At 62.9% G+C, this 21,204-nt stretch carries 22 protein-coding genes; 9 read left to right on the top strand and 13 right to left on the bottom strand.

Features of this window, described 5'->3' with window-relative positions:
* Nucleotides 1-86: 86 nt before the first annotated feature.
* From LL253_RS02365 to LL253_RS02350, 4 genes are all read left to right on the top strand, one after another.
* Nucleotides 87-566: a hypothetical protein gene (locus LL253_RS02365; RefSeq protein WP_228226038.1), complete on the top strand. Its 480-nt coding sequence runs from the start codon at nt 87-89 to the stop codon at nt 564-566.
* Between the two features lie 45 nt (nt 567-611).
* Nucleotides 612-1,685 carry a DNA replication/repair protein RecF gene (gene recF / locus LL253_RS02360; RefSeq protein ID WP_228220581.1) on the top strand — a complete coding sequence of 358 codons (1,074 nt, stop codon included), beginning with the start codon at nt 612-614 and terminating at the stop codon, nt 1,683-1,685.
* A gap of 108 nt (nt 1,686-1,793) precedes the next feature.
* Nucleotides 1,794-2,324: a CHAP domain-containing protein gene (locus LL253_RS02355; protein WP_228226037.1), complete on the top strand. Its 531-nt coding sequence runs from the start codon at nt 1,794-1,796 to the stop codon at nt 2,322-2,324.
* Nucleotides 2,325-2,401: 77 nt separating this feature from the next.
* Nucleotides 2,402-3,118 carry a CHAP domain-containing protein gene (locus LL253_RS02350; RefSeq protein WP_228226036.1) on the top strand — a complete coding sequence of 239 codons (717 nt, stop codon included), beginning with the start codon at nt 2,402-2,404 and terminating at the stop codon, nt 3,116-3,118.
* Nucleotides 3,119-3,157: 39 nt separating this feature from the next.
* Here LL253_RS02350 and LL253_RS02345 read toward each other — a convergent pair whose 3' ends face one another.
* The 7 genes from LL253_RS02345 to LL253_RS02315 all read right to left on the bottom strand — a co-directional run bounded on the left by LL253_RS02345 (nt 3,158) and on the right by LL253_RS02315 (nt 7,963).
* Complete coding sequence (locus tag LL253_RS02345) at nt 3,158-3,436, bottom strand: DUF3297 family protein (RefSeq protein WP_228226035.1); 279 nt, start codon at nt 3,434-3,436, stop codon at nt 3,158-3,160.
* Nucleotides 3,437-3,489: 53 nt separating this feature from the next.
* Entirely contained in the window at nt 3,490-4,329 is an 840-nt protein-coding gene (locus LL253_RS02340; RefSeq protein WP_228226034.1) for a S1 family peptidase, read from the bottom strand.
* Nucleotides 4,330-4,335: 6 nt separating this feature from the next.
* A complete protein-coding gene (locus LL253_RS02335) occupies nt 4,336-4,758 on the bottom strand; it encodes a DUF350 domain-containing protein (protein WP_009822646.1) in 423 nt (140 codons plus the stop codon).
* Nucleotides 4,759-4,823: 65 nt separating this feature from the next.
* Nucleotides 4,824-5,117: a hypothetical protein gene (locus LL253_RS02330; protein WP_083784892.1), complete on the bottom strand. Its 294-nt coding sequence runs from the start codon at nt 5,115-5,117 to the stop codon at nt 4,824-4,826.
* A 100-nt stretch (nt 5,118-5,217) separates the two neighbouring features.
* Nucleotides 5,218-6,459: an SAM-dependent methyltransferase gene (locus LL253_RS02325; protein WP_228226033.1), complete on the bottom strand. Its 1,242-nt coding sequence runs from the start codon at nt 6,457-6,459 to the stop codon at nt 5,218-5,220.
* Nucleotides 6,460-6,491: 32 nt separating this feature from the next.
* On the bottom strand, nt 6,492-7,238 hold the full coding sequence (locus tag LL253_RS02320) for a molybdopterin-binding protein (RefSeq protein WP_228226032.1): 747 nt from the start codon (nt 7,236-7,238) through the stop codon (nt 6,492-6,494).
* Nucleotides 7,235-7,963 carry a cytochrome b/b6 domain-containing protein gene (locus tag LL253_RS02315; RefSeq protein ID WP_228226031.1) on the bottom strand — a complete coding sequence of 243 codons (729 nt, stop codon included), beginning with the start codon at nt 7,961-7,963 and terminating at the stop codon, nt 7,235-7,237. Before LL253_RS02315 ends, LL253_RS02320 begins: the two co-directional genes overlap by 4 nt.
* Before the next feature lie 302 nt (nt 7,964-8,265).
* Between LL253_RS02315 and LL253_RS02310 the strand changes: the two genes are divergently transcribed.
* The gene (locus tag LL253_RS02310) at nt 8,266-8,775 is read left to right on the top strand and encodes an outer membrane protein (protein WP_228226030.1); all 510 of its coding nucleotides are present in this window, start codon (nt 8,266-8,268) and stop codon (nt 8,773-8,775) included.
* Between the two features lie 82 nt (nt 8,776-8,857).
* On the opposite strand, the gene LL253_RS02305 is transcribed toward LL253_RS02310, so the two are convergent.
* From LL253_RS02305 to LL253_RS02295, 3 genes are all read right to left on the bottom strand, one after another.
* A complete protein-coding gene (locus LL253_RS02305; RefSeq protein WP_228226029.1) occupies nt 8,858-9,280 on the bottom strand; it encodes a hypothetical protein in 423 nt (140 codons plus the stop codon).
* Nucleotides 9,281-9,365: 85 nt separating this feature from the next.
* Nucleotides 9,366-10,628 (bottom strand): 23S rRNA (adenine(2503)-C(2))-methyltransferase RlmN, encoded by a 1,263-nt coding sequence (rlmN, locus tag LL253_RS02300; RefSeq protein WP_228226028.1) that lies wholly within the window; start codon nt 10,626-10,628, stop codon nt 9,366-9,368.
* Between the two features lie 48 nt (nt 10,629-10,676).
* On the bottom strand, nt 10,677-11,177 hold the full coding sequence (locus LL253_RS02295; RefSeq protein WP_228226027.1) for a hypothetical protein: 501 nt from the start codon (nt 11,175-11,177) through the stop codon (nt 10,677-10,679).
* Nucleotides 11,178-11,347: 170 nt separating this feature from the next.
* On the opposite strand from LL253_RS02295, the gene dnaN reads away from it, so the two are divergent.
* Nucleotides 11,348-12,460 carry a DNA polymerase III subunit beta gene (dnaN, locus tag LL253_RS02290; RefSeq protein WP_228220591.1) on the top strand — a complete coding sequence of 371 codons (1,113 nt, stop codon included), beginning with the start codon at nt 11,348-11,350 and terminating at the stop codon, nt 12,458-12,460.
* Nucleotides 12,461-12,548: 88 nt separating this feature from the next.
* Entirely contained in the window at nt 12,549-15,167 is a 2,619-nt protein-coding gene (locus tag LL253_RS02285; protein WP_228226026.1) for an EAL domain-containing protein, read from the top strand.
* Between the two features lie 4 nt (nt 15,168-15,171).
* On the opposite strand, the gene LL253_RS02280 is transcribed toward LL253_RS02285, so the two are convergent.
* Nucleotides 15,172-15,423 carry a hypothetical protein gene (locus tag LL253_RS02280; RefSeq protein WP_228226025.1) on the bottom strand — a complete coding sequence of 84 codons (252 nt, stop codon included), beginning with the start codon at nt 15,421-15,423 and terminating at the stop codon, nt 15,172-15,174.
* A gap of 118 nt (nt 15,424-15,541) precedes the next feature.
* A complete protein-coding gene (locus LL253_RS02275) occupies nt 15,542-17,062 on the bottom strand; it encodes a fumarate hydratase (protein WP_228226024.1) in 1,521 nt (506 codons plus the stop codon).
* 638 nt (nt 17,063-17,700) lie between these two features.
* Between LL253_RS02275 and LL253_RS02270 the strand changes: the two genes are divergently transcribed.
* The gene (locus LL253_RS02270) at nt 17,701-19,581 is read left to right on the top strand and encodes a ribonucleoside-diphosphate reductase subunit alpha (protein ID WP_228226103.1); all 1,881 of its coding nucleotides are present in this window, start codon (nt 17,701-17,703) and stop codon (nt 19,579-19,581) included.
* A 46-nt stretch (nt 19,582-19,627) separates the two neighbouring features.
* Here the strand turns inward: LL253_RS02270 and LL253_RS02265 are convergent, their stop codons facing one another.
* Nucleotides 19,628-19,891 (bottom strand): DUF2171 domain-containing protein, encoded by a 264-nt coding sequence (locus LL253_RS02265; protein WP_228226102.1) that lies wholly within the window; start codon nt 19,889-19,891, stop codon nt 19,628-19,630.
* A gap of 103 nt (nt 19,892-19,994) precedes the next feature.
* Here LL253_RS02265 and LL253_RS02260 point away from each other — a divergent pair, with 103 nt between their 5' ends.
* Nucleotides 19,995-21,047 (top strand): ribonucleotide-diphosphate reductase subunit beta, encoded by a 1,053-nt coding sequence (locus tag LL253_RS02260; protein ID WP_009822631.1) that lies wholly within the window; start codon nt 19,995-19,997, stop codon nt 21,045-21,047.
* Nucleotides 21,048-21,204: the final 157 nt, after the last annotated feature.

The raw sequence follows: 21,204 nt of genomic DNA, 5'->3' as shown, positions 1-21,204 counted from the left end.
CCGCCGACTGGCGCGGGAACAAGGCGCAGGCGATCCGGGTTATTTCGTCCATGCGCGTGACATCGCTCCCCCTGCCCGTCGTCCTGATGCCGATTATCCTTCTGGGCGCCTGTGGGCAGCAGAATGGCAATGAGGCCGGGCAACCCGGGGTGGTGACCAATATCATGGACCAGGCCCTGCCCCACACGGATGAGCCCGCCCCGCCCGCCAACGCGATCGTCCCCGTCGAGCCAGCCCCCACCATCGAAACGCCTGAACCGACCGCGTCATCGGCGGGGCCGATCCCCGCCAGCGTTCAGGGGCGCTGGGCGGGCACGCAGGCCCGCTGCGGCGACCGGTCGGATGCGATGGAACTGACGGTCGAGCCGGACCAGCTTATTTTCCATGAAAGCGTTGGCGTCGTGCAGTCGGTCAACCAGCAGGCCGATGGCAGGCTTCAGGTGCAGGCCGCCTTTACAGGTGAGGGCGAAAGCTGGACGCGCACCCTTAGTTTTAGGCCATCGGCCGATGGCGCGCGGCTCACCATCGTCACTGATGGGACGGCAGTGACGCGCAAGCGCTGCTGACGAAGCGCGCTTCCTTCCTACTCCAGTCCTCGCTACAGCGACGCGATGATCGGCCGCCTGACCCTGAGCGACTTTCGCAATCATGCGGACGCGCTGATCCTGCCCGATCACGCCTTCGTGCTGCTGACCGGCGACAATGGCGCGGGCAAGACCAACATATTGGAAGCCGTGTCGATGTTGGCGCCTGGCCGGGGCCTGCGCGGCGCGGCGCTGGGCGCGATGGCGCGGCAGGAGGGGGCGGGGGGCTTTGGCATCGCTGCGGAAGTCGATGGGGTCGTGCTGGGCACTGGCGTCGCGGCAAGCGCGCCGGAACGCCGGCAGGTGCGGATCGGCGGCGTCGGGTCGTCCGCCAATGCGCTGGCCGATCATCTCGCGATCACATGGCTGACACCGGCAATGGACCGGCTGTTCCTGGACAGTCCGGGCGGAAGGCGGCGCTTTCTCGACCGGCTGACACTTGCGCTGCATCCAGGCCATGCCGCGCATAGCGCGCGCTACGACGCGGCAATGCGCGCGCGCAACCGGTTGCTCGGCGATTTGCGCACGGCCGATCCGGCCTGGCTGTCCGCGTTGGAGGCGCAGATGGACGACCATGGTCTGGCCCTGAGCGCGGCGCGGGCGGACCTTGTCGTGCGCCTCAATAATATATTGGCGCGGCAGCCGGACGCACCCTTTGCGCGGCCGATGATCGCCATCGAGGAGGCGGAGCCGCAAGGAGAGGAGCCGCTGGCGATGCGCCTGGCGCGACAGCGGCGCCGCGACGCAGCCGCCGGGCGCAGCCTGTCCGGGCCGCATCGCCACGACCTGGCCGTGACGCATGTGGCCAAGGGGCAGGCGGCGGCGTTGTGTTCGACTGGGGAGCAAAAGGCGCTGCTCCTGTCGATTCTGCTCGCCCATGCCGCTTTGGTCGCCGACGAACGCGGACAGCCCCCGGTGCTGTTGCTTGACGAAGTGGCGGCGCATCTCGATCCGCTCCGTCGCGCGGCGCTGTTCGACCGGCTGGCGGAAACCGGTGGGCAGATATGGATGACGGGCACGGAGCCAAGCCTGTTCAGCGACTTGACGGCCGCAACGCGACTGACCGTAACAGCCGGTCATGTCTTTCGTTCCACAACATAACGCATCGACAAAACGATTCGTCGCCAGCGACTTTTCAAGCTCGGCGGCGTCTGCCCTAAAGCGGCCATCGGGGTTCAAGCCTAAGCAAAAAGTCGGGGTCGCAATCACATGTTGGCTGGTTTTCGCGCGTTTTTCGCGGCGTCTATTCTTGCGCTTTCGACATTGGCTTCCGTCCCTGCCGCTGCTGGCACGCTGCAATGCGCGCCCTTCGCCCGCCAGGTTTCCGGTATCGACATTCATGGCAACGCCAATACCTGGTGGGGCCAGGCCGAAGGCCGCTACGCCCGTGGGCACGAACCGCGCGTCGGCGCCGTGCTGGCCTTTTCTTCCAGCCGTTCGATGCCGGTCGGCCATGTCGCAATGGTCAGCAAAGTGGTCGGGGATCGAGAAGTGTTGCTGACCCATGCCAACTGGTCCTATCGCGGCGGCATCGAACGCGATGTGCGCGCCATCGACGTGTCGCCCAATAATGACTGGACCGACGTGCGCGTCTGGTATGGCCCGATCGGCGGCCTTGGCACGCGCTCCAACCCGGCGCGCGGCTTCATCTACGCTCAAGCGCCTGCGACGATCGACCAGCCGGTGCAGATCGCGTCGGCTGATACGACCGGTGGCGCGGCGGTCCGCTCTGCTTTCTGAGCCCTTAACCTTTTGCCAACCGACGCGCGCATAGGGTCGATCCCGGTGGGGCGATTCTAGACGTTTCGGGATCGCAAATGATTCGAAAGATGGTCTGGACAGCCGCGCTGTTGCTGTCCGGGATGACGGGCGCGCAAGCATGGGGTGCGTCGGTGCTGCAATGCGTGCCCTATGCGCGCACGGTATCGGGCGTCGATCTTTATGGCGATGCGCTCAACTGGTGGGATCAGGCCGATGGCCGGTTCAAGCGCGGGCATGCGCCTAAAAAGGGCGCGGTGCTGGCGTTCCGGGCGTTCGGCCCAATGGCGCTGGGGCATGTCGCGGTGGTAAGCCGCGTGCTGGACGATCGCCGAATCCTCATTCGCCATGCCAACTGGTCCGTGCCCGGCGCGATCGAGGAGGATGTGCTGGCGATCGACGTTTCGGACCAAGGGGACTGGAGCCAGGTCCGGGTATGGCACAGCCCAACCGGGCAAATGGGCGCGCGCGCCAATCCGACCTTCGGTTTCATCTATCCGTCCAAGGCCAAGCTGCACGATTTCACGCCTGATCCTGCGTTGGGCGCAAGCATCCGCTTCGCCAGGGTGGACGCCGATCGCTGGGATCGCAAAGGAGCCCCTGTCCGCGCGGTCCGGACTGCGCAGGCTATAGTCGAAGCCAAGGCGGAACGGCGCGGTCGTGCGCCACATCTGCGCACTGATCCGGCGATCCTGCAATTTGCCGACAATACGCCGGTAGAGCGGAGTCTGAGCGCCATCATCGCGGACGTGAAGCGCGAGACGATGGTGAACTGATCGCAAAAAGGGGCGCCTGATCGCGGCGCCCCTTTGCCCTCATTCGCCGTCCGATGCCTTTTCGTCGGCAGCGCCCTCGGCCGGATTTTCGAACCAGGCCTCGACCTCGCCATTCAGCTTGATCGTCAGCGGATTGCCGTGACGATCGCGGGTCTTGCCGGCGGCGACACGGATCCAGCCTTCCGACATGCAATATTCCTCAACATCCTTGCGCTCACGGCCCTTGAAGCGGATGCCGATGCCGCGCTGGAGCACATGCATGTCGAAATGGGGGCTCTTGGGATTGGTGGACAGATGATCGGGGGGCGTATCGCTCATGATGGAAATCCTTGCAAAGTTGCGCAGCGCCTAGCGCCTGGCCTGCGCGCTCGTCAACCGCCCGCCGGCGCGTCCACATTGCAGAAGATGCGGCGGATGACGCCCTGATCCAGCCAGGCGACAAAACGACGGCTGGCGTCGGCGACATTCTCGATCGGATAGGCGACGGGCCGTTCGTCGAGCAGCCGACTGGCGACAGCGAGCCGGACGACTGCATCGGGGGCTGTCGTCAATATCCGGCCGCGCCGATCGGTGGCGGCGCTGTTGACGCCGATGACATGGCCATCTTCGGACAGGACAGGGCCGCCGCTGATGCCCGAAAGCGTGCCATCACCAGCGGGCAGGCGAGTGCGTTCGGCCCAGGCGAGGATCGGCTGCGCGGTTTCGCTAAGGCCGCGCCGGGCGCTGGCCGATCCGATCAGTTCCGATACGACCAGGGTAGGTTCGCCGGCCGGAAAGCCCATATGATAGCCCGGAGTCCCCGGCTGCGGCACATGATCGGACAGGGGGAGCGCGTCGGGGCTGGTGAGATTGGCCTGCACCACGGCCGCATCGCCCTCCCGGCTTTCCAGCACCCGAGCGACGGGCCGGGCGAAGCGGCCATCCTCCAGTCCGACGCGGGTGCAGCCATGGGTAACATGCTCGGCGGTCAACCACGCGCCATCCCGATCGACCGCAAAGGCGGTGCCCATGGAATCGGCGGGTCCGCCAGGGCGATCCTCGATCACAAACTGTTCGTCGCCCCATTGCGGCATGGGCCGGCGCGGGCTGCGCGGATCGAATTGCTCGACTTGGAGTGGCGGGATGACGGATTGCTGCGCGCCCCAGGCCACGATCAGAAGCACCGCACCCAGAGCAAAGGGCAGGCAGCCACAACCCTGCTTGCCCGCCATGCGCCCTTAGCCCGCCACCGCAGCAGCGGTCAGACAGGCCACCGCCGCCTTCATCATCGCCAGGAAGATCGCCGCCGACCGCTCATTCGCCTCGATCCGAGCGGATAGGGTGCCGATGAGAAAGTCGACGAGGCGAAAGGCGATCAGTTGCAGAACCAGCGTCACACTGCCCCAGATTATTACGTCCCAGACATTGACCGATCCGGCCAGGCAGAAACCCAGCGGCACGGCAAGGCCAATCGCCGCGCCGCCTAATGAAATGGCAGCCGATTCATTGCCGGCGCGGATCAGCGCGAATTCGTCATGCGGCGTGATCCACAGATATAAGGCAAGCGCGGCCAGCCACACCAGGGTCGCGCTGCCCAGATGCAGCAACAGGATCGGCAGGCCCGCTAGCAGGCTCTGGATGACGGGCATGGGATCGCTCATGCCCCAGCCATGCCGCAACCGGTCCGTTCGATCAACCGGGCAGGGCGCGGCGCAGCCTTATCGGATCAGCGACAGATGCGCACCCTTACGTCGCGGTGCCGCCAGCGATCATAACGCCATTGCGTCCAGCAGCGCGGGCGATAGCGATAATGGGACCGATAATATCCGCCATGGCGCCGCCAGTCGCGGCGGTTACCGCGCCAATGCCGACGGTCGCTCCAACGCCGATTATCCCAGCGATGATCGCGCCCGTCGCGCCAGCCTGCATTGTGATATTGTGCCTGCGCGGGCGTTGCAGCCGCACCCACGCCAGCGACGGCAAGGCTGAATGCTGCGGCCGCTTTCCAGATCAGGGTCATATAGTCTCTCCTCTCTCCGGTCGCCTGTCGGGGCGAGCCATGAGAGGCACCTTGGCGAACGCCAACTGAACCGAGCGGGAATAATGCTGTCAGCGAAGGTTCAGCGTCCGCGCAGGGCGCTTTCGGCCTCCTGCATATAACCGCGCGTGATCGGCAGCGCGCGGCGGTCGCGGACATATTGGACCTGATAATTGACCATGCCGCCATGTTCGAACACGGTCGCCGCGCCGGCCAGATAGAAAGTCCACAGGCGAAAGAAGCGTTCGTCATACAGTGCGACGATGTCCGCCTTGTGCGCCATGGTGCGCTTGTACCATTCGCGGATGGTAAGGCCGTAATGCATCCGCAGCACCTCCACATCCGTCACCATCAGCCGGGTGCCTTCGCTGCCCTGGATCATTTCCGACAAGGCGGGGATATAGCCGCCGGGGAAGATATATTTCTGCGTGAATGCATCAGTGATGCCGGGTCCATCGACCCGCCCGATCGTGTGGATCAGCATGACGCCGTCGGGCGCGAGCAACTCCCGGCATTTGTTATAAAAGGTGCGGAAATGCGCGGTGCCGACATGCTCGAACATGCCGACGGACACGATGCGGTCGAACGGGCCGGTCATGTCGCGATAGTCGATCAATTCGAAGCGGACATGATCGGCGACGCCCGCATCCTGCGCTCGCTGACGCGCGACCTTGAGCTGCTCCTCCGACAGGGTGATGCCCGTCACGTCCACGCCGCAGGTGCGATGCAGATAGAGCGCCATGCCGCCCCAGCCGCAACCGATGTCGAGCACTTTCATCCCGGGTTTGAGGTGCAGCTTTGCTGCAATATGCGCCTTCTTGTCCTCCTGCGCCTGTTCCAGGCTGATCCCGGTTTCGTTGTCGGCATCGGGAAAATAGGCGCAGCTATATTGCCGGTCGCGGTCGAGAAACAGCGCGTAGAGCGCGCCGGACAGGTCATAATGATGGGCGACATTCGCCTTTGACCGCGATTTATGATTGGCGCGCCACAGTTTTTGCCGCACGGTCTTAAAGCTGCGGCTGATCCGGCTTTTCGCGTCGATCGATCGCCCGGCTTCCCATGGGTTATTGGCGCGGATCATGGATATGAACTCCATGATGCCGCCGCCTTCTATCCCGACACGGCCATCGATCCAGGCCTCGGCCATGCCCAGGCGCGGATCTTTGACGATGTCGAAGGGGACACGGCTATCGTGAAAGCGCAGGGCCAGGTTGGGGAATTCCGGGTCGGCACGCCCCGCAGTGAAGCTGCCGCCCTTGGCATAATGAACCGTCAGTTGCCCACGCGTGACCAACCGTTTGAGAACGCGCTCGAATATCTTCATATTGTTCCATGTGTCATGTCGTTACGCAGGCGTCAAATACCGGCATACCAATCATAGCCGGCATAGTCTTCCCAGAAGCCGCCCTTGCCGTGGCCGATGTTCGCAATGCTGTCCACCGCTTCGATCCGCATCAGATATTTTGCCTGCTTATAGCCCAGTTGCCGCTCCACCCGCAGGCGCAAAGGCGCACCATTGGCGACCGAAAGCGGCCGGTCGTTGAGCGCGAAGGCAAGGATGGTCTGCGGATGAAAAGCGTCGATGAGGTCGATGCTTTCATAATAGGATCGGCCGCCCCCCATATCGTCGGCGCAATGAAAGACGATATAGCGCGCATCCTGCCGCAAGCCGGCCGCATCGAGGATCGTGCGCAGCGGCACGCCGCGCCATTTGCCGATCGCGCTCCAGCCTTCGACGCAGTCATGGCGGGTAATCTGCTCGCGGTGGGGCAGGGTTCGCAGTTGCGACAGTGAAAGCGACAGCGGCCGAGCGACCTTGCCATCGACGCGCAGGCGCCAGTCGGCAAAGCCCGTGCGCCAGATCGCCTTGTATTCGGGCGTGTTCGGATTGGCGGTGCCATTGGCGCGAAAGACCGGCGAAATCTGGTCGGGCCGGAATTCCTGCGCCAGCGCATCGCGCGCCATCAAGCTGCGCTGTGCCCATTTGTGGAAATTCTCGGCGGAAAAGAGGGCATTTCGGACAGTCTCGTTCCGGGCGAGGCGATCGCAGCCAGTGAGGGCGGCGGTCGCACCCAGCAGCAGCGCGCGGCGGGCGAGGATCATGGGCGTTCCTCCGGCACCTTGTAGCGCCCGGTGATCATGGATCGCACCTCGTTCACCGGTCCGGCCAAGAGGACCATCAGGATATGGACCAGAAAGAAGGCGACCAGCGCGAAGGCGGCGATGAAATGGATCGAGCGCGCCGATTGCCGCCCGCCGAACAGGTCCGCCAGCCAGGGCAAGGCGGCATTCATGCCTGGCGACATGGTCAGGCCGGTCAGGATGACAAGCGGCAGCGCCACGAAAATCACGCCGATATAGCTCGCTTTTTGCAAGACATTGTAGCGCAGCGCCGCCGTTCCCGTCGGGAAGCGCAGCCGCGCATGATCCTTGATATCCTGCCACACATGTCGGGGCGCCAGTTCGTCGCGATGGAAGGCAAGGTCGCGGCTGACATGCCGGTTGGCCAGGCTCCAGAGCATGTAGGCGAGCAGGGCGAAGGCGAAGATCGGCGCGGCTGTCAAATGCCAGTGGCGTGACAGCGCCAAATTATAGGTGGCTGGCAATGTCCACCAGCTGCCGAATCGGTCCAGCTCCAGCCAGGCCGGATCGAAATTCGCGCCATAAGCCCCCCAATAGAGGCGCGGGTGAGCATTGAAGATGCCAAGGCCGCTGGTGAACAGGATGTAGAGCAACAGCGCGTTTAGCCAGTGCCACAGGCGGGTGGACAGGCGGTGGCGCTTGACGATTGGGTCGGCGCTGTCTGGCATCATATTCATGGCGGTCATTCTAGCGCACTTTCATGACAGGTCGACAGGGGTCGCACAGGGTTGGGTCCGGAAGGATGTCACCGTTTTGCAACACAGGGCCTGAAATTGATTGAAATAAATTCAGGCCCTCTTTGCAACTGATTTCTGCGATCCTAGATGGGCGTTGCGCGATGATGATGCACAACGCGCTCCATTCTCTCTTTAGATGGAGAGAATAGAAGCAGGAGTGACCATAGGTAAAAGCCGTGGTCTCTTTGCATCGAACCTGAACGCCGGATGAATATCTAAGTCGCGGCGCTAAGAACAAAAACGAGGACTTTATGAAGACTGTGATTTTCGCAGCGATTGCTGCTGCCACCGCCGTTTCTGCGCCTGCCTTCGCTCAGGACGCTGCGCCCTTCACTGGGCCGCGCGCCGGCGTCACCATGGGTTATGACAAGATCGGCGGCGAAGATGGCTTCGCCTATGGCGTGACCGCCGGCTACGATCTGGCGCTTGCTCCCCGCATCACGGGCGGCGTTGAAGTGAGCCTGGGCGACACCACGGTCGATGACAGCGGCCTCGACGTCAGCCGCGACATCGCCGCGTCGCTGCGCGCCGGCTATGTCGTGACCCCGCGCGTCCTCGCTTTCGGCAAGGTAGGCTATGCCTCGACCCGCTTCGAATTCGATGGCGACGGAGCAGGCCTGGAAGGCGTGCGCTATGGCGGCGGCCTGGAGTTCGCCGCGACGCCGAACACCTATATCTCGGCCGAATATCAGCGCACCGAATATGAACAGAATGTCGGTGGCCGCGACGCCGCCATGGTCGGGGTGGGCTTCCGCTTCTGATCCACGTCGTTCTGATCGCTCTCTCACGATCAGATCAAGCGAAGGGCGGTCCCCAAGGGGGCCGCCCTTTTTCGTCAGCGATTCAGGCGGGCATGGGCTTGATGTCCGGTTCCAGCCAGTCGCGCCGCGCCGCCGGCGTCATCAAAGCGCTGCGCGACCAATAGGCGAACAGCCAATCCTTGTCGCTTAGCGGCGACGCCTTGACCGCGGCAAAAGCCACCGAAGGGGCGACATCGTCAGGCAGATCCGCCAGCAGCCGCCGCGCCATGCGCAAGGATGCCTGTGTGATCGTCTCATGATAGCCGCTATTGTCATCGTTCACCCCGCCAACGCTTTCATTATAGCGTCGGATCAGCGCCCCCATGTCGCGTTCGGGCCGCAGGTCCGGTCGTTTCAGCATGAGCCAGAGCGCGGTCGCGAAATGCGCGTCATGCGTCCAATCGGCCTTGGGCAAGGTGCGGGCGATGAAGGCGTCCGCGATTGCCCTTATGTCCTCGTCCGTCATCCTCATTCCCTCCTAAACTGAAAAACCCCGCCGGGTGAGGGCGGGGTTCTGATTGCGCTTTGACGCGCAGCCTGTCAGCCCCGGGTCATCCCAGCGCGGCTTGCTTCTCTTCGGCGAGGCGGCGCATCTCGGCCTTGCTCTTTTTCTCGCTGGCGCTTTTCAACTGGCCGCACGCCGCCATGATGTCGCGACCGCGAGGGGTGCGGACCGGCGCGGAAATGCCGCCTTCGAACACGATGTCGGAAAAGCGCCTGATCCGTTCGGGCGTGGAACATTCATAATCGGTGCCCGGCCACGGATTGAACGGGATCAGATTGACCTTCGCCGGCAGCTTATAATGCCGCAGCAGCCGCACCAGCTCGCGCGCGTCCGCGTCGCTGTCATTCTTGTCCTTGATCATCACATATTCAAAGGTGATGCGCCGGGCATTATTCGCCCCGGGATAGGCGGCGCAGGCGGCCAGCAGCGCCTCAATCCCGAACTTGCGGTTGAGCGGCACCAGCTCGTCGCGCACATCCTTGGTCACGCCATGGAGCGATACGGCGAGGTTGACGCCGATTTCCTCACCTGCGCGCGCCATCATCGGGATGACGCCGCTGGTCGACAAAGTGATGCGCCGCTTGGACAGGGCCAGCCCATCGCCATCCATCACGACCTTGAGCGCGTCGCGGACATGATCGAAATTATAGAGCGGTTCGCCCATGCCCATCATCACGATGTTGGTCAGCATCCGGCCGTCAGACGTGGAATGCGACGCCTCGTCGCTTTCCTCGTCATCATTGGCGGACGCCATGCTGCCCTTGGGCCATTCACCCAGTGCGTCGCGGGCCAGCATGACCTGCCCGACGATCTCGCCCGGCGTCAGGTTGCGCACCAGCCGCATCGTGCCGGTATGGCAGAAGGAGCAGTTCAATGTGCAGCCGACCTGGCTGGAAACGCACAGCGTGCCCCGGTCTGCATCAGGGATGAAGACCATCTCATAATCCTGACCGTCATCGGATCGCAGCAGCCATTTACGGGTACCGTCGCTCGACACCTGCGCTTCGACCACCTGGGGGCGCCCAACCACGAATCGCTCCGCCATCCAGCCGCGCATCGGCTTGGCAAGGTCCGTCATGGCGTCGAAATCGGTTTCGCCACGATGATAGAGCCAATGGAAAATCTGCTTGGAGCGCAGCTTTGCCGCCTTGGCGTCCAGCCCCGCTTCCTCGAACACGCTTTTGATCTGCGCGCGGGACAGGCCCATCAGGTCAACGCGCCCATCCTCTCGCGGCGTCACGGCGCGCGGCACGGGCACAGGATCAATAGCGCCGGGAATCGGCATCAGGGGGCTGGCGGATGTCTGCATGGCCGCGCCATAGCGGAATTTTCGGGCAAATGTAAGGCGGAGCCGGGCTTAGCGCAGGCGCGCGCAGCCCAGCGCGGCGGCGTCGATCGCCGTGGCCGCGCCGCGCAGGGCGTAGCTGTCGGCAAAGGCGCGGCCGTCCGCGCCAACGCTGGACACACTCATGCTGGTGGCCGAACGCATGGCGGCGATGATCTGCGCATCGGCGCGGGCGTCCGTGGCCCAGGCGTCGACCTGCCCCGCCACCAATGTGAAGCGGCGCTCGCCCACGCTCAGGCGAACCGGGGCGTCGGGTGAGTGGGCGCGGCTGAGGCGAAAATGGACCTGTCCGCGCACATGGTCGCGCGGCCAGTTGCCTACGGCGGCAAAGCCCCGCGGCGCGCGGCCGCGCCGGACCTGCGGCTGGGCAATGGCATAGCAGCGCGGCGCTGATTGTCCTGCCGCAGGATCGCGAAATGCCCCCCAGCTTTCGAAAATGCCCAGTGAATCGCGCGCGATGGCGGGCGGCGGCGCGAGCAGCAGCGGGACAAGGCAGGCGAGGGCGCGGCGCATTGCCAGGGCAAAGCGCAAGCCGCCCTCATTTGCAACCCCATCCGTAATGAAAGGGCGATGCCACGCTTGCAGGGACGACAACAGTGGTTATGAAGAAGCATCCATCAGTGTCGCCGGGATTCGACCGAACCCCCGGCTCTCGGCTTAAAAAGAACGGACAGAACAGGGACATGAAGGCCACCATCGAACGCGCAACGCTCCTCAAGAGCCTGAGCCACGTCCAGTCGGTGGTCGAGCGGCGCAATACCATTCCCATCCTGTCCAACGTGCTGATCGAGGCATCGGCCGACGGCGCGATCAAGCTAATGGCGACCGACCTTGACCTTCAGGTGGTCGAAAGCATCTCCGCACAGGTGGAGCAGCCCGGCGCGACGACCATTTCCGCCCACACCTTGTTCGATATAGCGCGCAAGCTGCCCGAAGGCAGCCAGGTGTCGTTGCAGGCCGCCGACGGCAAGATGCTGATCCAGGCGGGGCGCGCGCGCTTCAACCTGTCGACGCTGCCGCGCGACGATTTTCCCGTGATTGCCGAGGGCGACCTGCCGACGCAGTTCGAACTGCCGGCCGAAACATTGAAGCAGATCATCGACAAGACGCGCTTTGCGATTTCGACCGAGGAAACACGCTATTATCTGAACGGCATCTATTTTCATGTGTCCGATGAGGGGCAGCCCGTGCTGAAAGCCGCGGCGACCGACGGCCATCGCCTGGCCCGCGTCACCGTGCCGCGGCCCGATGGCGCTGACGGCATGCCCGGCATCATCGTTCCGCGCAAATGCATCGGCGAATTGCGCAAGCTGCTCGACGAAGTGGAAGGATCGGTCCAGATCAGCCTGTCGGCCAGCAAGATCCGCTTTGGCCTGGGCAGTGCGATCCTGACCAGCAAGCTGATCGACGGGACCTTCCCCGATTACAGCCGCGTCATCCCGACCGGTAACGACAAGCTGCTCAAGATAGACCCGCGCAGTTTCGAGGATGGCGTCGACCGCGTTGCGACCATCGCGACGGAAAAGACCCGCGCGGTCAAGATGACCCTAGACAAGGACCGTATCACCCTGTCGGTCACAAGTCCGGAAAATGGCACCGCGGCCGAAGAAGTGCCCGGCGCGTTCCAGGGCGAAGGCTTTGATATCGGATTCAACGCCCGCTATCTGCTCGACATCCTCGGCCAGATCGACAGCGACCTTGTTGAACTGCACCTGGCCGATGCCGCCGCGCCGACCTTGATCCGGGAAAATGACGCCAGTCCGGCGCTCTATGTGCTGATGCCCATGCGGGTGTGACAGGCAGGGGCGGAAAAGGGATGCCGCCCCATTGATTTACGGTCTGTAAGTAAGTCTCTGTCAATAGATCGCGATTAGAAGGCGCCCCATGTCTCTTAAGCGCGCGTCTTCTTCAGAGTTGTCACGACCTGCCACGTTGTTGATGGCGCTTGGCCTGACGCGAAGCGGTACAGATGTCGGTGCGACCTGGATTTGCGGCAGCTTTTTCCACATCGCGCGACTGTGGCCGCTGATCCTGCTGTCGAAAATGTGCGTCATTCTAATATTGGGGCTGCTCGTCTTCCGGCAGCAGGGCTGGGCGCAGTTCCTGTTGCTGGGGCTGATGTTCCTGGTGGATGGCATGTTGATGATCCTGCCGCGACAGGATCGGTTCCGCAGTTTGCTGCCGCATATCCAGACCTGGGCCATGTTGCCCATGCTGTTTCTGTCCGGCCTTAGTTACAGTGCCTGGATCGCCGGCGCGTTGGGATGGACCCAAACGGCTTCGCCGGCGCTGACGGCCCTGTCCCAACTGGTGGTGGCCTTGCTGGTGGCCTGTATCGTCGGGGACCGGCGCTTGCTGGGGATGAGCTATTTTCTAGGCCTGCTGATCGCGGCCTTCATTGGGAGCGCAGGGCTGATCCCGATCGGTCTGCTATCCAGCGGTTTGCTGGTCATGGCGGTCGCCACCGTCAGGCAGGCTTCGGTCGATCGTGATCGCGCCATGGCGATGCATCGCCAGGACTTGCGCGCCCAGCGATCGGACCGACTGTTGCAGGAACATGAACGCAGCGGACGCGGCTGGTTCTGGGAAACCGACCGGCAGGGGAGCCTGACCTATATATCCGACACGCTGTGCGAGACGATGAACCTGCCGTGCGGCAGCCTCATCGGCCGGGTCTTTACCGACATATTGCGTCCGGGCGACCGGCAGGCGGGCGATGGCGAACGCACGCTGGGCTTCCACCTGTCCGCCCGCACCGGTTTTTCCGAAATCCCCGTCTGCGCGGCCTTGTCGAAGGAAGAGCGTTGGTGGTCGATCTCCGGGCAGCCGGTGTTCAACGAATATGGCCAGTTTCATGGTTTTCGCGGGTCGGGCACGGACCTCACCGAAATGCGACGCAGCCAGGCGGAAGTGACGCGACTGGCGCAATATGATTCGCTGACCGGCCTGGCCAACCGCATCCAGATGCTGCGTTCGCTGGAGCAGGCGGTGGCTGCCCGCCACGGCCGGCCGGGTGAATGCACGCTGATGATGCTCGACCTGGATCGGTTCAAGAGCGTCAATGATTCGCTGGGACACCCGGCTGGCGATACGCTCTTGCGCCAGGTCAGCCAGCGGTTGCAGCGCGTCGTGGGGGATAAGGGGCTGGTCGGGCGACAGGGCGGCGACGAGTTCAAGATATTGCTGCCGCGTCATCATGACAAAAGCGGCCTGGAACTCCTGGCCAAAGCCATTATCGCGACGGTCGCCGAACCCTATACTATCGAAGGGACATCGGTGGTCATTGGCGTTTCCATCGGCGTGTCCATGTCTCCCCAGGATGGCGTGACCGCCGAAGCGCTGATTCGCAACGCCGACCTGGCGCTATACGCTGCCAAGGGCGACGGGCGCGGCGTGCACCGTTTCTATGCGCCCGAAATGCATGCCGATGCCGAAGACCGGCGCAAGCTGGAGGAGGATTTGCGCCATGCGCTGGCCGCCGACGGCCTGCATCTGGTCTATCAGCCGGTCGTGTCGTCGCGTACCGAACAGATCACCGGTTACGAAGCGCTGCTGCGCTGGAACCACGCGACGCGAGGGCCGATTTCGCCGGCGCTCTTCATCCCGATCGCAGAGGATACCGGCCTGATCGGGCCGCTCGGCGAATGGGTGTTGCGCACCGCCTGCCTGGATGCGGCACAATGGCCTGAAGGCATCCGCGTCGCGGTGAATGTCTCCCCGACACAGTTCGCCAATCCCGGTTTCCCCTCGACCGTTATGAACGCGCTGGCGGCCGCGCAACTGGCGCCGGAACGACTGGAACTGGAAATCACCGAAAGCGTGTTCCTGAACGACGATTCGGACACCGATTCGATGTTCGCGCGCCTGAAATCGCTCGGCGTGCGGCTGGCGCTCGATGATTTCGGCACCGGCTATTCGTCACTGGGCTATTTGAAGAAAGCGCCTTTCGACAAGATCAAGATCGACCAAAGTTTCGTGCGCGGCGCGGCGATCAACGGCAGTCGCAACAGTGCGATCATCAAGGCGATCGTCAGCCTGGCCGAGGCGCTGGACATGGACACGACGGCAGAGGGCGCGGAAACACAGGACGAACTGGCGCTGATCCGGCAATTGGGGTGCAGCCATATCCAAGGCTATATCTATGGCCGACCAATGCCGATGGAGGATGTGCTGATCGCCCATCGCGGCGGCGTCACGAATGCCGCCACGCCCAAGGGGTATCGGTCGAGCCGGCCCGAGCGCAAGACGATGCTGCGGACCGTGGCGGTGCGTCATGACGGGCATGTCTATACCGGCCGGGTGCGCAACATCTCCGAAACGGGAGCCCTGATCGAAGGGCTGTGGAATGTGCCTGTCGGCACCAGTTTTTCGGTCGAATTGTCCGATCGGCTGGCGGTGCAGGCGATCGCGCGCTGGTCGAAGGATGACCGGATGGGCGTCGTTTTCGATCGTTCGATCGATCTCGCATCCCTACGGGTTCAACCGCGCGCGCTGGCGTCCTGATCCTTTAGCTGGGATTGAGTGGTGCGAGCGTGACGCCCTGCCAATCGCCGCCAGGGTGAGCCTCCCGGCCCATCGTCCAGTTGGTCTGCAAACGGACCATGGGGTTGGGCGCGCACCAGATTTCGCCCGAATCGGTCAGGCCCGTCACCCAGATGAGATTATGCTCCTGGCCATAATCGATGACGGCAAAGGCAAAGCCCTTCCCCTTGCCCTGGATATCTACGGGAAGGGGCGGGTCGAGTTGCGTGAAGGACATGGCGGACTCCGGCTGGGGGTGCGGCAATCAATGCCGGGCCAGGGCGCGAGTTCCTGCGATTAACAAGGATCAGTCACTTCCTTGCTCCCCACGCCCAGCGCGGGAAGCAAGGGCAGGATCATGCCTGTTCCAGCAACCCTTCGCGTTTGATCTTCTCCTGCCATACCAGCGGGGCAAGGCGGTGGACATTCTGCCCCTCGCTGTCGACCGCGACGGTGACGGGCATGTCCTCGACCGTGAATTCGTAGATCGCTTCCATGCCAAGGTCTTCAAAGCCCACGACCTTCGCCTCCTTGATCGCGCGCGCGACCAGATAGGCCGCGCCGCCGACCGCCATCAGATAGGCGCTCTTGTGCGTCTTGATGCTCTCCGTCGCCGCCGGGCCGCGCTCGGCTTTGCCGACGCAGGCGGCCAGGCCCTGTTCCAGCATCATGTCCATGAACTTGTCCATGCGCGTGGCGGTGGTGGGGCCGGCGGGGCCGACCACTTCGTCGCGCACCGGATCGACCGGGCCGACATAATAGATAACGCGGCCCTTGAAATCGACCGGCAGGCTCTCGCCCTTTTCCAGCATGTCGGCGATCCGCTTATGCGCCGCATCGCGGCCGGTCAGCATCTTGCCATTGAGCAGCAGCCGGTCGCCATGCTTCCAGCTCTGCACGATCTCCGGCGTCAGCGTGTCGAGGTCGACGCGGATCGCTTCCTTGCTCGGCTTCCAGTCCACCTGCGGCCATTCGCTCAGCTTGGGCGCTTCCAGATAGGCAGGGCCCGAGCCGTCGAGCGTGAAATGCGCGTGGCGCGTCGCGGCGCAATTGGGGATCATCGCGACCGGCTTGCCCGCCGCGTGGCAGGGGTAATCGTGGATCTTGACGTCGAGCACGGTGGACAGTCCGCCCAGCCCCTGCGCCCCGATGCCGAGCGCATTGACCTTGTCATACAGTTCGATCCGCAGCTCTTCGATCTTGTTCTGGGGCCCGCGCGCCTTGAGTTCGCCCATGTCGATCGGGTCCATCAGGCTTTCCTTGGCCAGCGCCACCGCTTTTTCCGCGGTGCCGCCAATGCCGATGCCCAGCATGCCGGGCGGGCACCAGCCCGCGCCCATCTGCGGGAGCATCTCCAGCACCCAATCGACGATGGAATCGCTGGGGTTCATCATCTTGAACTTGGTCTTGTTCTCCGACCCGCCGCCCTTGGCCGCGACATCGACGATCACCTTGTTGCCCGGCACCATCTCGACATTGAGGACGCAGGGCGTGTTGTCCTTCGTATTCTGGCGGCTGAACGCAGGGTCGCGCAGGATTGAAGCGCGCAGGCGGTTTTCGGGGTTGAGGTAGGCACGGCGCACACCCTCATCGACGACTTCCTGCATCGACCGGCTATTGTCGTCTAGGCGGCAGTCCATGCCCCATTTGATGAAGACATTGACGATGCCGGTGTCCTGGCAGATCGGTCGGTGGCCTTCGGCGCACATGCGGCTGTTTGTCAGGATCTGTGCGATCGCGTCCTTCGCAGCCGGATTGGCCTCCGCTTCATAGGCCTGGCCCAGCGCGCGGATATAATCCATCGGATGATAATAGCTGATGAACTGGAGCGCGTCGGCGACGCTTTCGATGAGGTCGGCGGTCTTGATGAGCGTCATCTTACCCAAATCCCTATATCTGCCGCCCGCCCTGTACGGCGGGTCTTCGCATCGGCGGCTATACGCATTGGGAAGGGCAAGTCCAGCCAGCGCATCTTTGGCCGATCGCGGCGACTGGCGCGGTAAGGGTGACGCGGCGATGCCAAGGTCATTTTTCCGTCATCAAAAAGTCATGGGATCAGCGGCGCGCGGCATTGCGTGGCAAGCCAAATTTATTTTCTTTTTTGCCATCGCCCCCTTGTCTTTTCGCGGGGCGTGGGAGGAGCGCGCGTCGCGGCCAGGGGCGGGGCGATGCAGGCGATGGATCGACGCAGGGCCGATCCGCGCTGAGTCCCGGAACCGTCATTTACCCTCTTGCGCCTGAGAACGGCTGTGGCACTATCCCTTGTATCGGGTTAACGGGGGTTACCCAACAGATTGTGATCGCCCTCCTGGATGCCTATCTGGGAGGTGGGCCGTTTGAAGGCCTGGCGATCCGATAAGTTGGCCCATTTCCGTGCCCCTGTGGACCGGTCGATGCCGAGACGCGCTTTGCCGCAATCGCGCTTGACCGAATCGAACGAAACAGGAACATCGGGGACTCGCAGATGGATTTTCGCGATAGTGGACAGGCAGGGACAGGCGACGTGGCGACGGTAATGGACGAAGTTTTGGAGAAGATGAGCGAAGCGGTGGCGACGTCAAATGAGGCGTCCGAGCCGCTGTCGTCTTCGACCGTATTGGCGCGCCGTTTTCCCGTCGTGACCGACGCATCGCGCGACGCGTTGCTGACGGAATTTGGCAAGGAGACGCTGAACGACCGCTATCTGCTGCCCGGCGAATCCTATCAGGATCTGTTCGCGCGCGTCGCCGCCGCTTATTCCGACGATGCGGACCACGCCCAGCGCGTCTATGATTATATCTCCAAGCTCTGGTTCATGCCCGCGACTCCCGTTCTGTCCAATGGCGGCACCGGGCGCGGCCTGCCGATCAGCTGCTATCTGAACTCGGTGGACGACAGCCTGGAGGGCATCGTCAACACCTGGAACGAGAATGTCTGGCTCGCTTCGCGTGGCGGCGGCATCGGCACTTATTGGGGCAATGTGCGCGGCATCGGCGAGCCGGTCGGTTTGAACGGCAAGACCAGCGGCATCATCCCGTTCGTGCGCGTCATGGACAGCCTGACGCTGGCGATCAGCCAAGGGTCGCTGCGCCGTGGGTCGGCCGCCTGCTATCTCGACATTTCGCACCCGGAGATCGAGGAGTTCCTCGAAATCCGCAAGACGAGCGGTGACTTCAACCGCAAGGCGCTCAATCTCCATCATGGCGTATTGCTGACCGATGAGTTCATGGAGGCGGTGCGCGATGGCGCCGACTTCAACCTGCGCAGCCCCAAGGACCAGTCGGTGCGCGGCACGGTGAATGCCCGCGCCCTGTTCCAGAAGCTGGTCGAAGTGCGCCTCGCCACCGGCGAGCCCTATATCGTCTTCAACGATACCGTGAACCGGATGATGCCCAAGCATCACCGCGAACTGGGGCTGAAGGTCTCGACCTCCAACCTCTGCTCGGAAATCACCTTGCCGACGGGTCGCGACCATCTCGGCAATGATCGCACGGCGGTCTGCTGCCTGTCCTCGATGAATCTGGAAACCTGGGATGAGTGGAAGGATCATCCGACCTTTGCCGAGGATATCATGCGTTTCCTCGACAATGTGTTGCAGGACTATATCGACCGTGCGCCGCCGGAAATGGCGCGCGCCAAATATAGTGCGATGCGTGAACGCTCGGTCGGGCTGGGGGTCATGGGTTTCCACAGCTTCCTCCAGGCGCGCAACATTCCGTTCGAAGGGGCGATGGCCAAGTCGTGGAACCTGCGCATCTTCAAGCAAATCAATGCCAAGGTGAACGAGGCGTCGATGCTGCTGGCGCAGGAGCGTGGGCCGTGCCCCGATGCAGCCGACCAGGGCGTGATGGAGCGTTTTTCCTGCAAGATGGCGATCGCGCCGACCGCGTCGATCAGCATCATCTGCGGCGGCGCGTCGGCCTGCATCGAGCCGATCCCGGCCAACATCTACACGCACAAGACGCTGTCGGGCAGCTTTGCCGTCAAGAATCCCTATCTCGAAAAGCTGCTCGTCGCCAAGGCGAAGGACAGCAGCGCGGTATGGAATTCGATCCTGGAAAAGGGCGGCTCGGTCCAGCATCTCGACTTCCTGACTCAGGAAGAAAAGGATGTGTTCAAGACCAGCTTCGAAATAGACCAGCGCTGGCTGCTCGAACTCGCCGCCGACCGCACGCCCTATATCGATCAGGCGCAGTCCTTGAACCTGTTCATTCCGGCGGACGTGGAGAAATGGGATCTGCTGATGCTCCATTTCCGCGCCTGGGAACTGGGCATCAAGTCGCTTTATTATCTGCGGTCCAAGTCGGTGCAGCGCGCAGGCTTTGCCGGCGGGGTGGAAGCGGACAACACCATCGATGCGCCCCGGTTCGAAATCGCCGAGACGACGGATTATGACGAATGTCTCGCCTGTCAGTGATAGGGGAGCAAGCGGCGCAGCGGAGCGATCCGCCGCGCCGGCTGCCTCATTTTTCTTCTTCGAACATCACCGCGACGTCGGCATTGGCGGACAGGCGCACCCGTCCGTCGCTCTCGACCTCCGCGATCAGGCCCTTTGAAATATAATGATGATGCCCTTCATGGCTTCCGGTAGCACCCTCGACCTGCGCCCCGCTGTCCTTCTTGGTCAGCTTGATGCGGTCGCCCTCGACATGGTCGACGGTGCCCACATGGACGCCGTCGGCGCCGATGACTTCTGCATGTTCCTTGATCTGGCTCAAATCGACCATCATTGCTCTCCTGTTGCTGAGGGGACGGCGCATCAACGTTCGTCCTCTGGCCCGGTTGCAACGATCCTTTCCTGATAACGTATTCGCCCCGGAGTAACCCGAAATGCCTCTTCTCCAAGCCTCCAAGGTCTACAAGCCCTTCGAATATCCCTGGGCCTATGAATATTGGAAGCGCCAGCAGCAGCTGCACTGGCTGCCCGAGGAAGTGCCGCTGGGCGAGGATTGCCGCGACTGGGCGCAGAAGCTCTCCGACCATGAGCGCAACTTGCTGACGCAAATCTTCCGCTTCTTTACCCAGGCGGACGTGGAAGTGCAGGATTGCTATCACGAAAAATATGGCCGCGTGTTCAAGCCGACCGAAGTGAAGATGATGCTGACCGCGTTCAGCAACATGGAAACGGTCCACATCGCCGCCTATTCGCACCTGCTCGACACGATCGGCATGCCCGAAAGCGAATATAGCGCCTTCATGCAATATAAGGAGATGAAGGACAAACACGACTATCTGCAACAGTTCGGCGTCGATACGGATGAAGACATTGCCAAGACGCTGGCGATGTTCGGCGGCTTTACCGAAGGCTTGCAGCTGTTCGCGTCTTTTGCGATGCTGATGAACTTCCCGCGCTTCAATAAAATGAAGGGCATGGGTCAGATCGTCAGCTGGTCGGTCCGCGATGAGACGCTCCATTGCGAAGGGATCGTGCGCCTGTTCCACGCTTTTGTGAAGGAACGCGATTGCCTGACCGCCAGCGTCAAGGACGACATCATGGACATGTGCCAGAAGACGGTCCGCATCGAGGACGCCTTCGTCGACCTGGTGTTCGAAATGGGGCCGGTGCCCGGCATGACGCCCAAGGACATCAAGAAATATGTCCGCTATATCGCCGACTGGCGGCTGGGGCAGTTGGGATTGAAGCCCATCTACATGATCGACGAGCATCCGCTGCCCTGGCTCACGCCGCTGCTGAACGGCGTGGAGCATGCCAATTTCTTCGAAACCCGCTCGACCGAATATTCCAAGGCGGCAACGCGCGGCCAGTGGAACGATGTATGGGATGCGTTTGACCGTCGCCAGAAGGTCAAGGGCAGTGCTGCCGCCAACGCCGATGAGGAAGGCCCCGACATGTTCAAGGCCGCGGGCATCGCGGCCGAATAGGACGGCCCACGGCGACGGGGGGGCGCGCCACGCCCGCCCATGGCTAAAAGACAGGCGCGGGCCGCTATCCCTTTTCGGATGGCGGCCCGTTCTTTTGTCGGGAAACAGGCGATCGTCCATCGCGTCCATGGGGCGGTGGCCAGGATGGCGCTATCCG

The sequence above is a fragment of the Sphingobium soli genome (assembly GCF_020782245.1).
Classification (GTDB): domain Bacteria; phylum Pseudomonadota; class Alphaproteobacteria; order Sphingomonadales; family Sphingomonadaceae; genus Sphingobium; species Sphingobium soli.
The sequence above is the reverse complement of the archived record's forward strand: the minus strand, read 5'-3'. Positions and strand labels throughout refer to the sequence as shown.

Excerpts from the sequence above, each read along its gene's own strand:
- LL253_RS02365 (WP_228226038.1), top strand. The coding sequence starts at position 87 with ATGCCGATTATCCTTCTGGGCGCCTGTGGGCAGCAGAATGGCAATGAG.
- recF (WP_228220581.1), top strand. The coding sequence starts at position 612 with ATGATCGGCCGCCTGACCCTGAGCGACTTTCGCAATCATGCGGACGCG.
- LL253_RS02355 (WP_228226037.1), top strand. The coding sequence starts at position 1,794 with ATGTTGGCTGGTTTTCGCGCGTTTTTCGCGGCGTCTATTCTTGCGCTT.
- LL253_RS02350 (WP_228226036.1), top strand. The coding sequence starts at position 2,402 with ATGATTCGAAAGATGGTCTGGACAGCCGCGCTGTTGCTGTCCGGGATG.
- LL253_RS02345 (WP_228226035.1), bottom strand. The coding sequence starts at position 3,436 with ATGAGCGATACGCCCCCCGATCATCTGTCCACCAATCCCAAGAGCCCC.
- LL253_RS02340 (WP_228226034.1), bottom strand. The coding sequence starts at position 4,329 with ATGGCGGGCAAGCAGGGTTGTGGCTGCCTGCCCTTTGCTCTGGGTGCG.
- LL253_RS02335 (WP_009822646.1), bottom strand. The coding sequence starts at position 4,758 with ATGAGCGATCCCATGCCCGTCATCCAGAGCCTGCTAGCGGGCCTGCCG.
- LL253_RS02330 (WP_083784892.1), bottom strand. The coding sequence starts at position 5,117 with ATGACCCTGATCTGGAAAGCGGCCGCAGCATTCAGCCTTGCCGTCGCT.
- LL253_RS02325 (WP_228226033.1), bottom strand. The coding sequence starts at position 6,459 with ATGAAGATATTCGAGCGCGTTCTCAAACGGTTGGTCACGCGTGGGCAA.
- LL253_RS02320 (WP_228226032.1), bottom strand. The coding sequence starts at position 7,238 with ATGATCCTCGCCCGCCGCGCGCTGCTGCTGGGTGCGACCGCCGCCCTC.
- LL253_RS02315 (WP_228226031.1), bottom strand. The coding sequence starts at position 7,963 with ATGACCGCCATGAATATGATGCCAGACAGCGCCGACCCAATCGTCAAG.
- LL253_RS02310 (WP_228226030.1), top strand. The coding sequence starts at position 8,266 with ATGAAGACTGTGATTTTCGCAGCGATTGCTGCTGCCACCGCCGTTTCT.
- LL253_RS02305 (WP_228226029.1), bottom strand. The coding sequence starts at position 9,280 with ATGACGGACGAGGACATAAGGGCAATCGCGGACGCCTTCATCGCCCGC.
- rlmN (WP_228226028.1), bottom strand. The coding sequence starts at position 10,628 with ATGCAGACATCCGCCAGCCCCCTGATGCCGATTCCCGGCGCTATTGAT.
- LL253_RS02295 (WP_228226027.1), bottom strand. The coding sequence starts at position 11,177 with ATGCGCCGCGCCCTCGCCTGCCTTGTCCCGCTGCTGCTCGCGCCGCCG.
- dnaN (WP_228220591.1), top strand. The coding sequence starts at position 11,348 with ATGAAGGCCACCATCGAACGCGCAACGCTCCTCAAGAGCCTGAGCCAC.
- LL253_RS02285 (WP_228226026.1), top strand. The coding sequence starts at position 12,549 with ATGTCTCTTAAGCGCGCGTCTTCTTCAGAGTTGTCACGACCTGCCACG.
- LL253_RS02280 (WP_228226025.1), bottom strand. The coding sequence starts at position 15,423 with ATGTCCTTCACGCAACTCGACCCGCCCCTTCCCGTAGATATCCAGGGC.
- LL253_RS02275 (WP_228226024.1), bottom strand. The coding sequence starts at position 17,062 with ATGACGCTCATCAAGACCGCCGACCTCATCGAAAGCGTCGCCGACGCG.
- LL253_RS02270 (WP_228226103.1), top strand. The coding sequence starts at position 17,701 with ATGGACGAAGTTTTGGAGAAGATGAGCGAAGCGGTGGCGACGTCAAAT.
- LL253_RS02265 (WP_228226102.1), bottom strand. The coding sequence starts at position 19,891 with ATGGTCGATTTGAGCCAGATCAAGGAACATGCAGAAGTCATCGGCGCC.
- LL253_RS02260 (WP_009822631.1), top strand. The coding sequence starts at position 19,995 with ATGCCTCTTCTCCAAGCCTCCAAGGTCTACAAGCCCTTCGAATATCCC.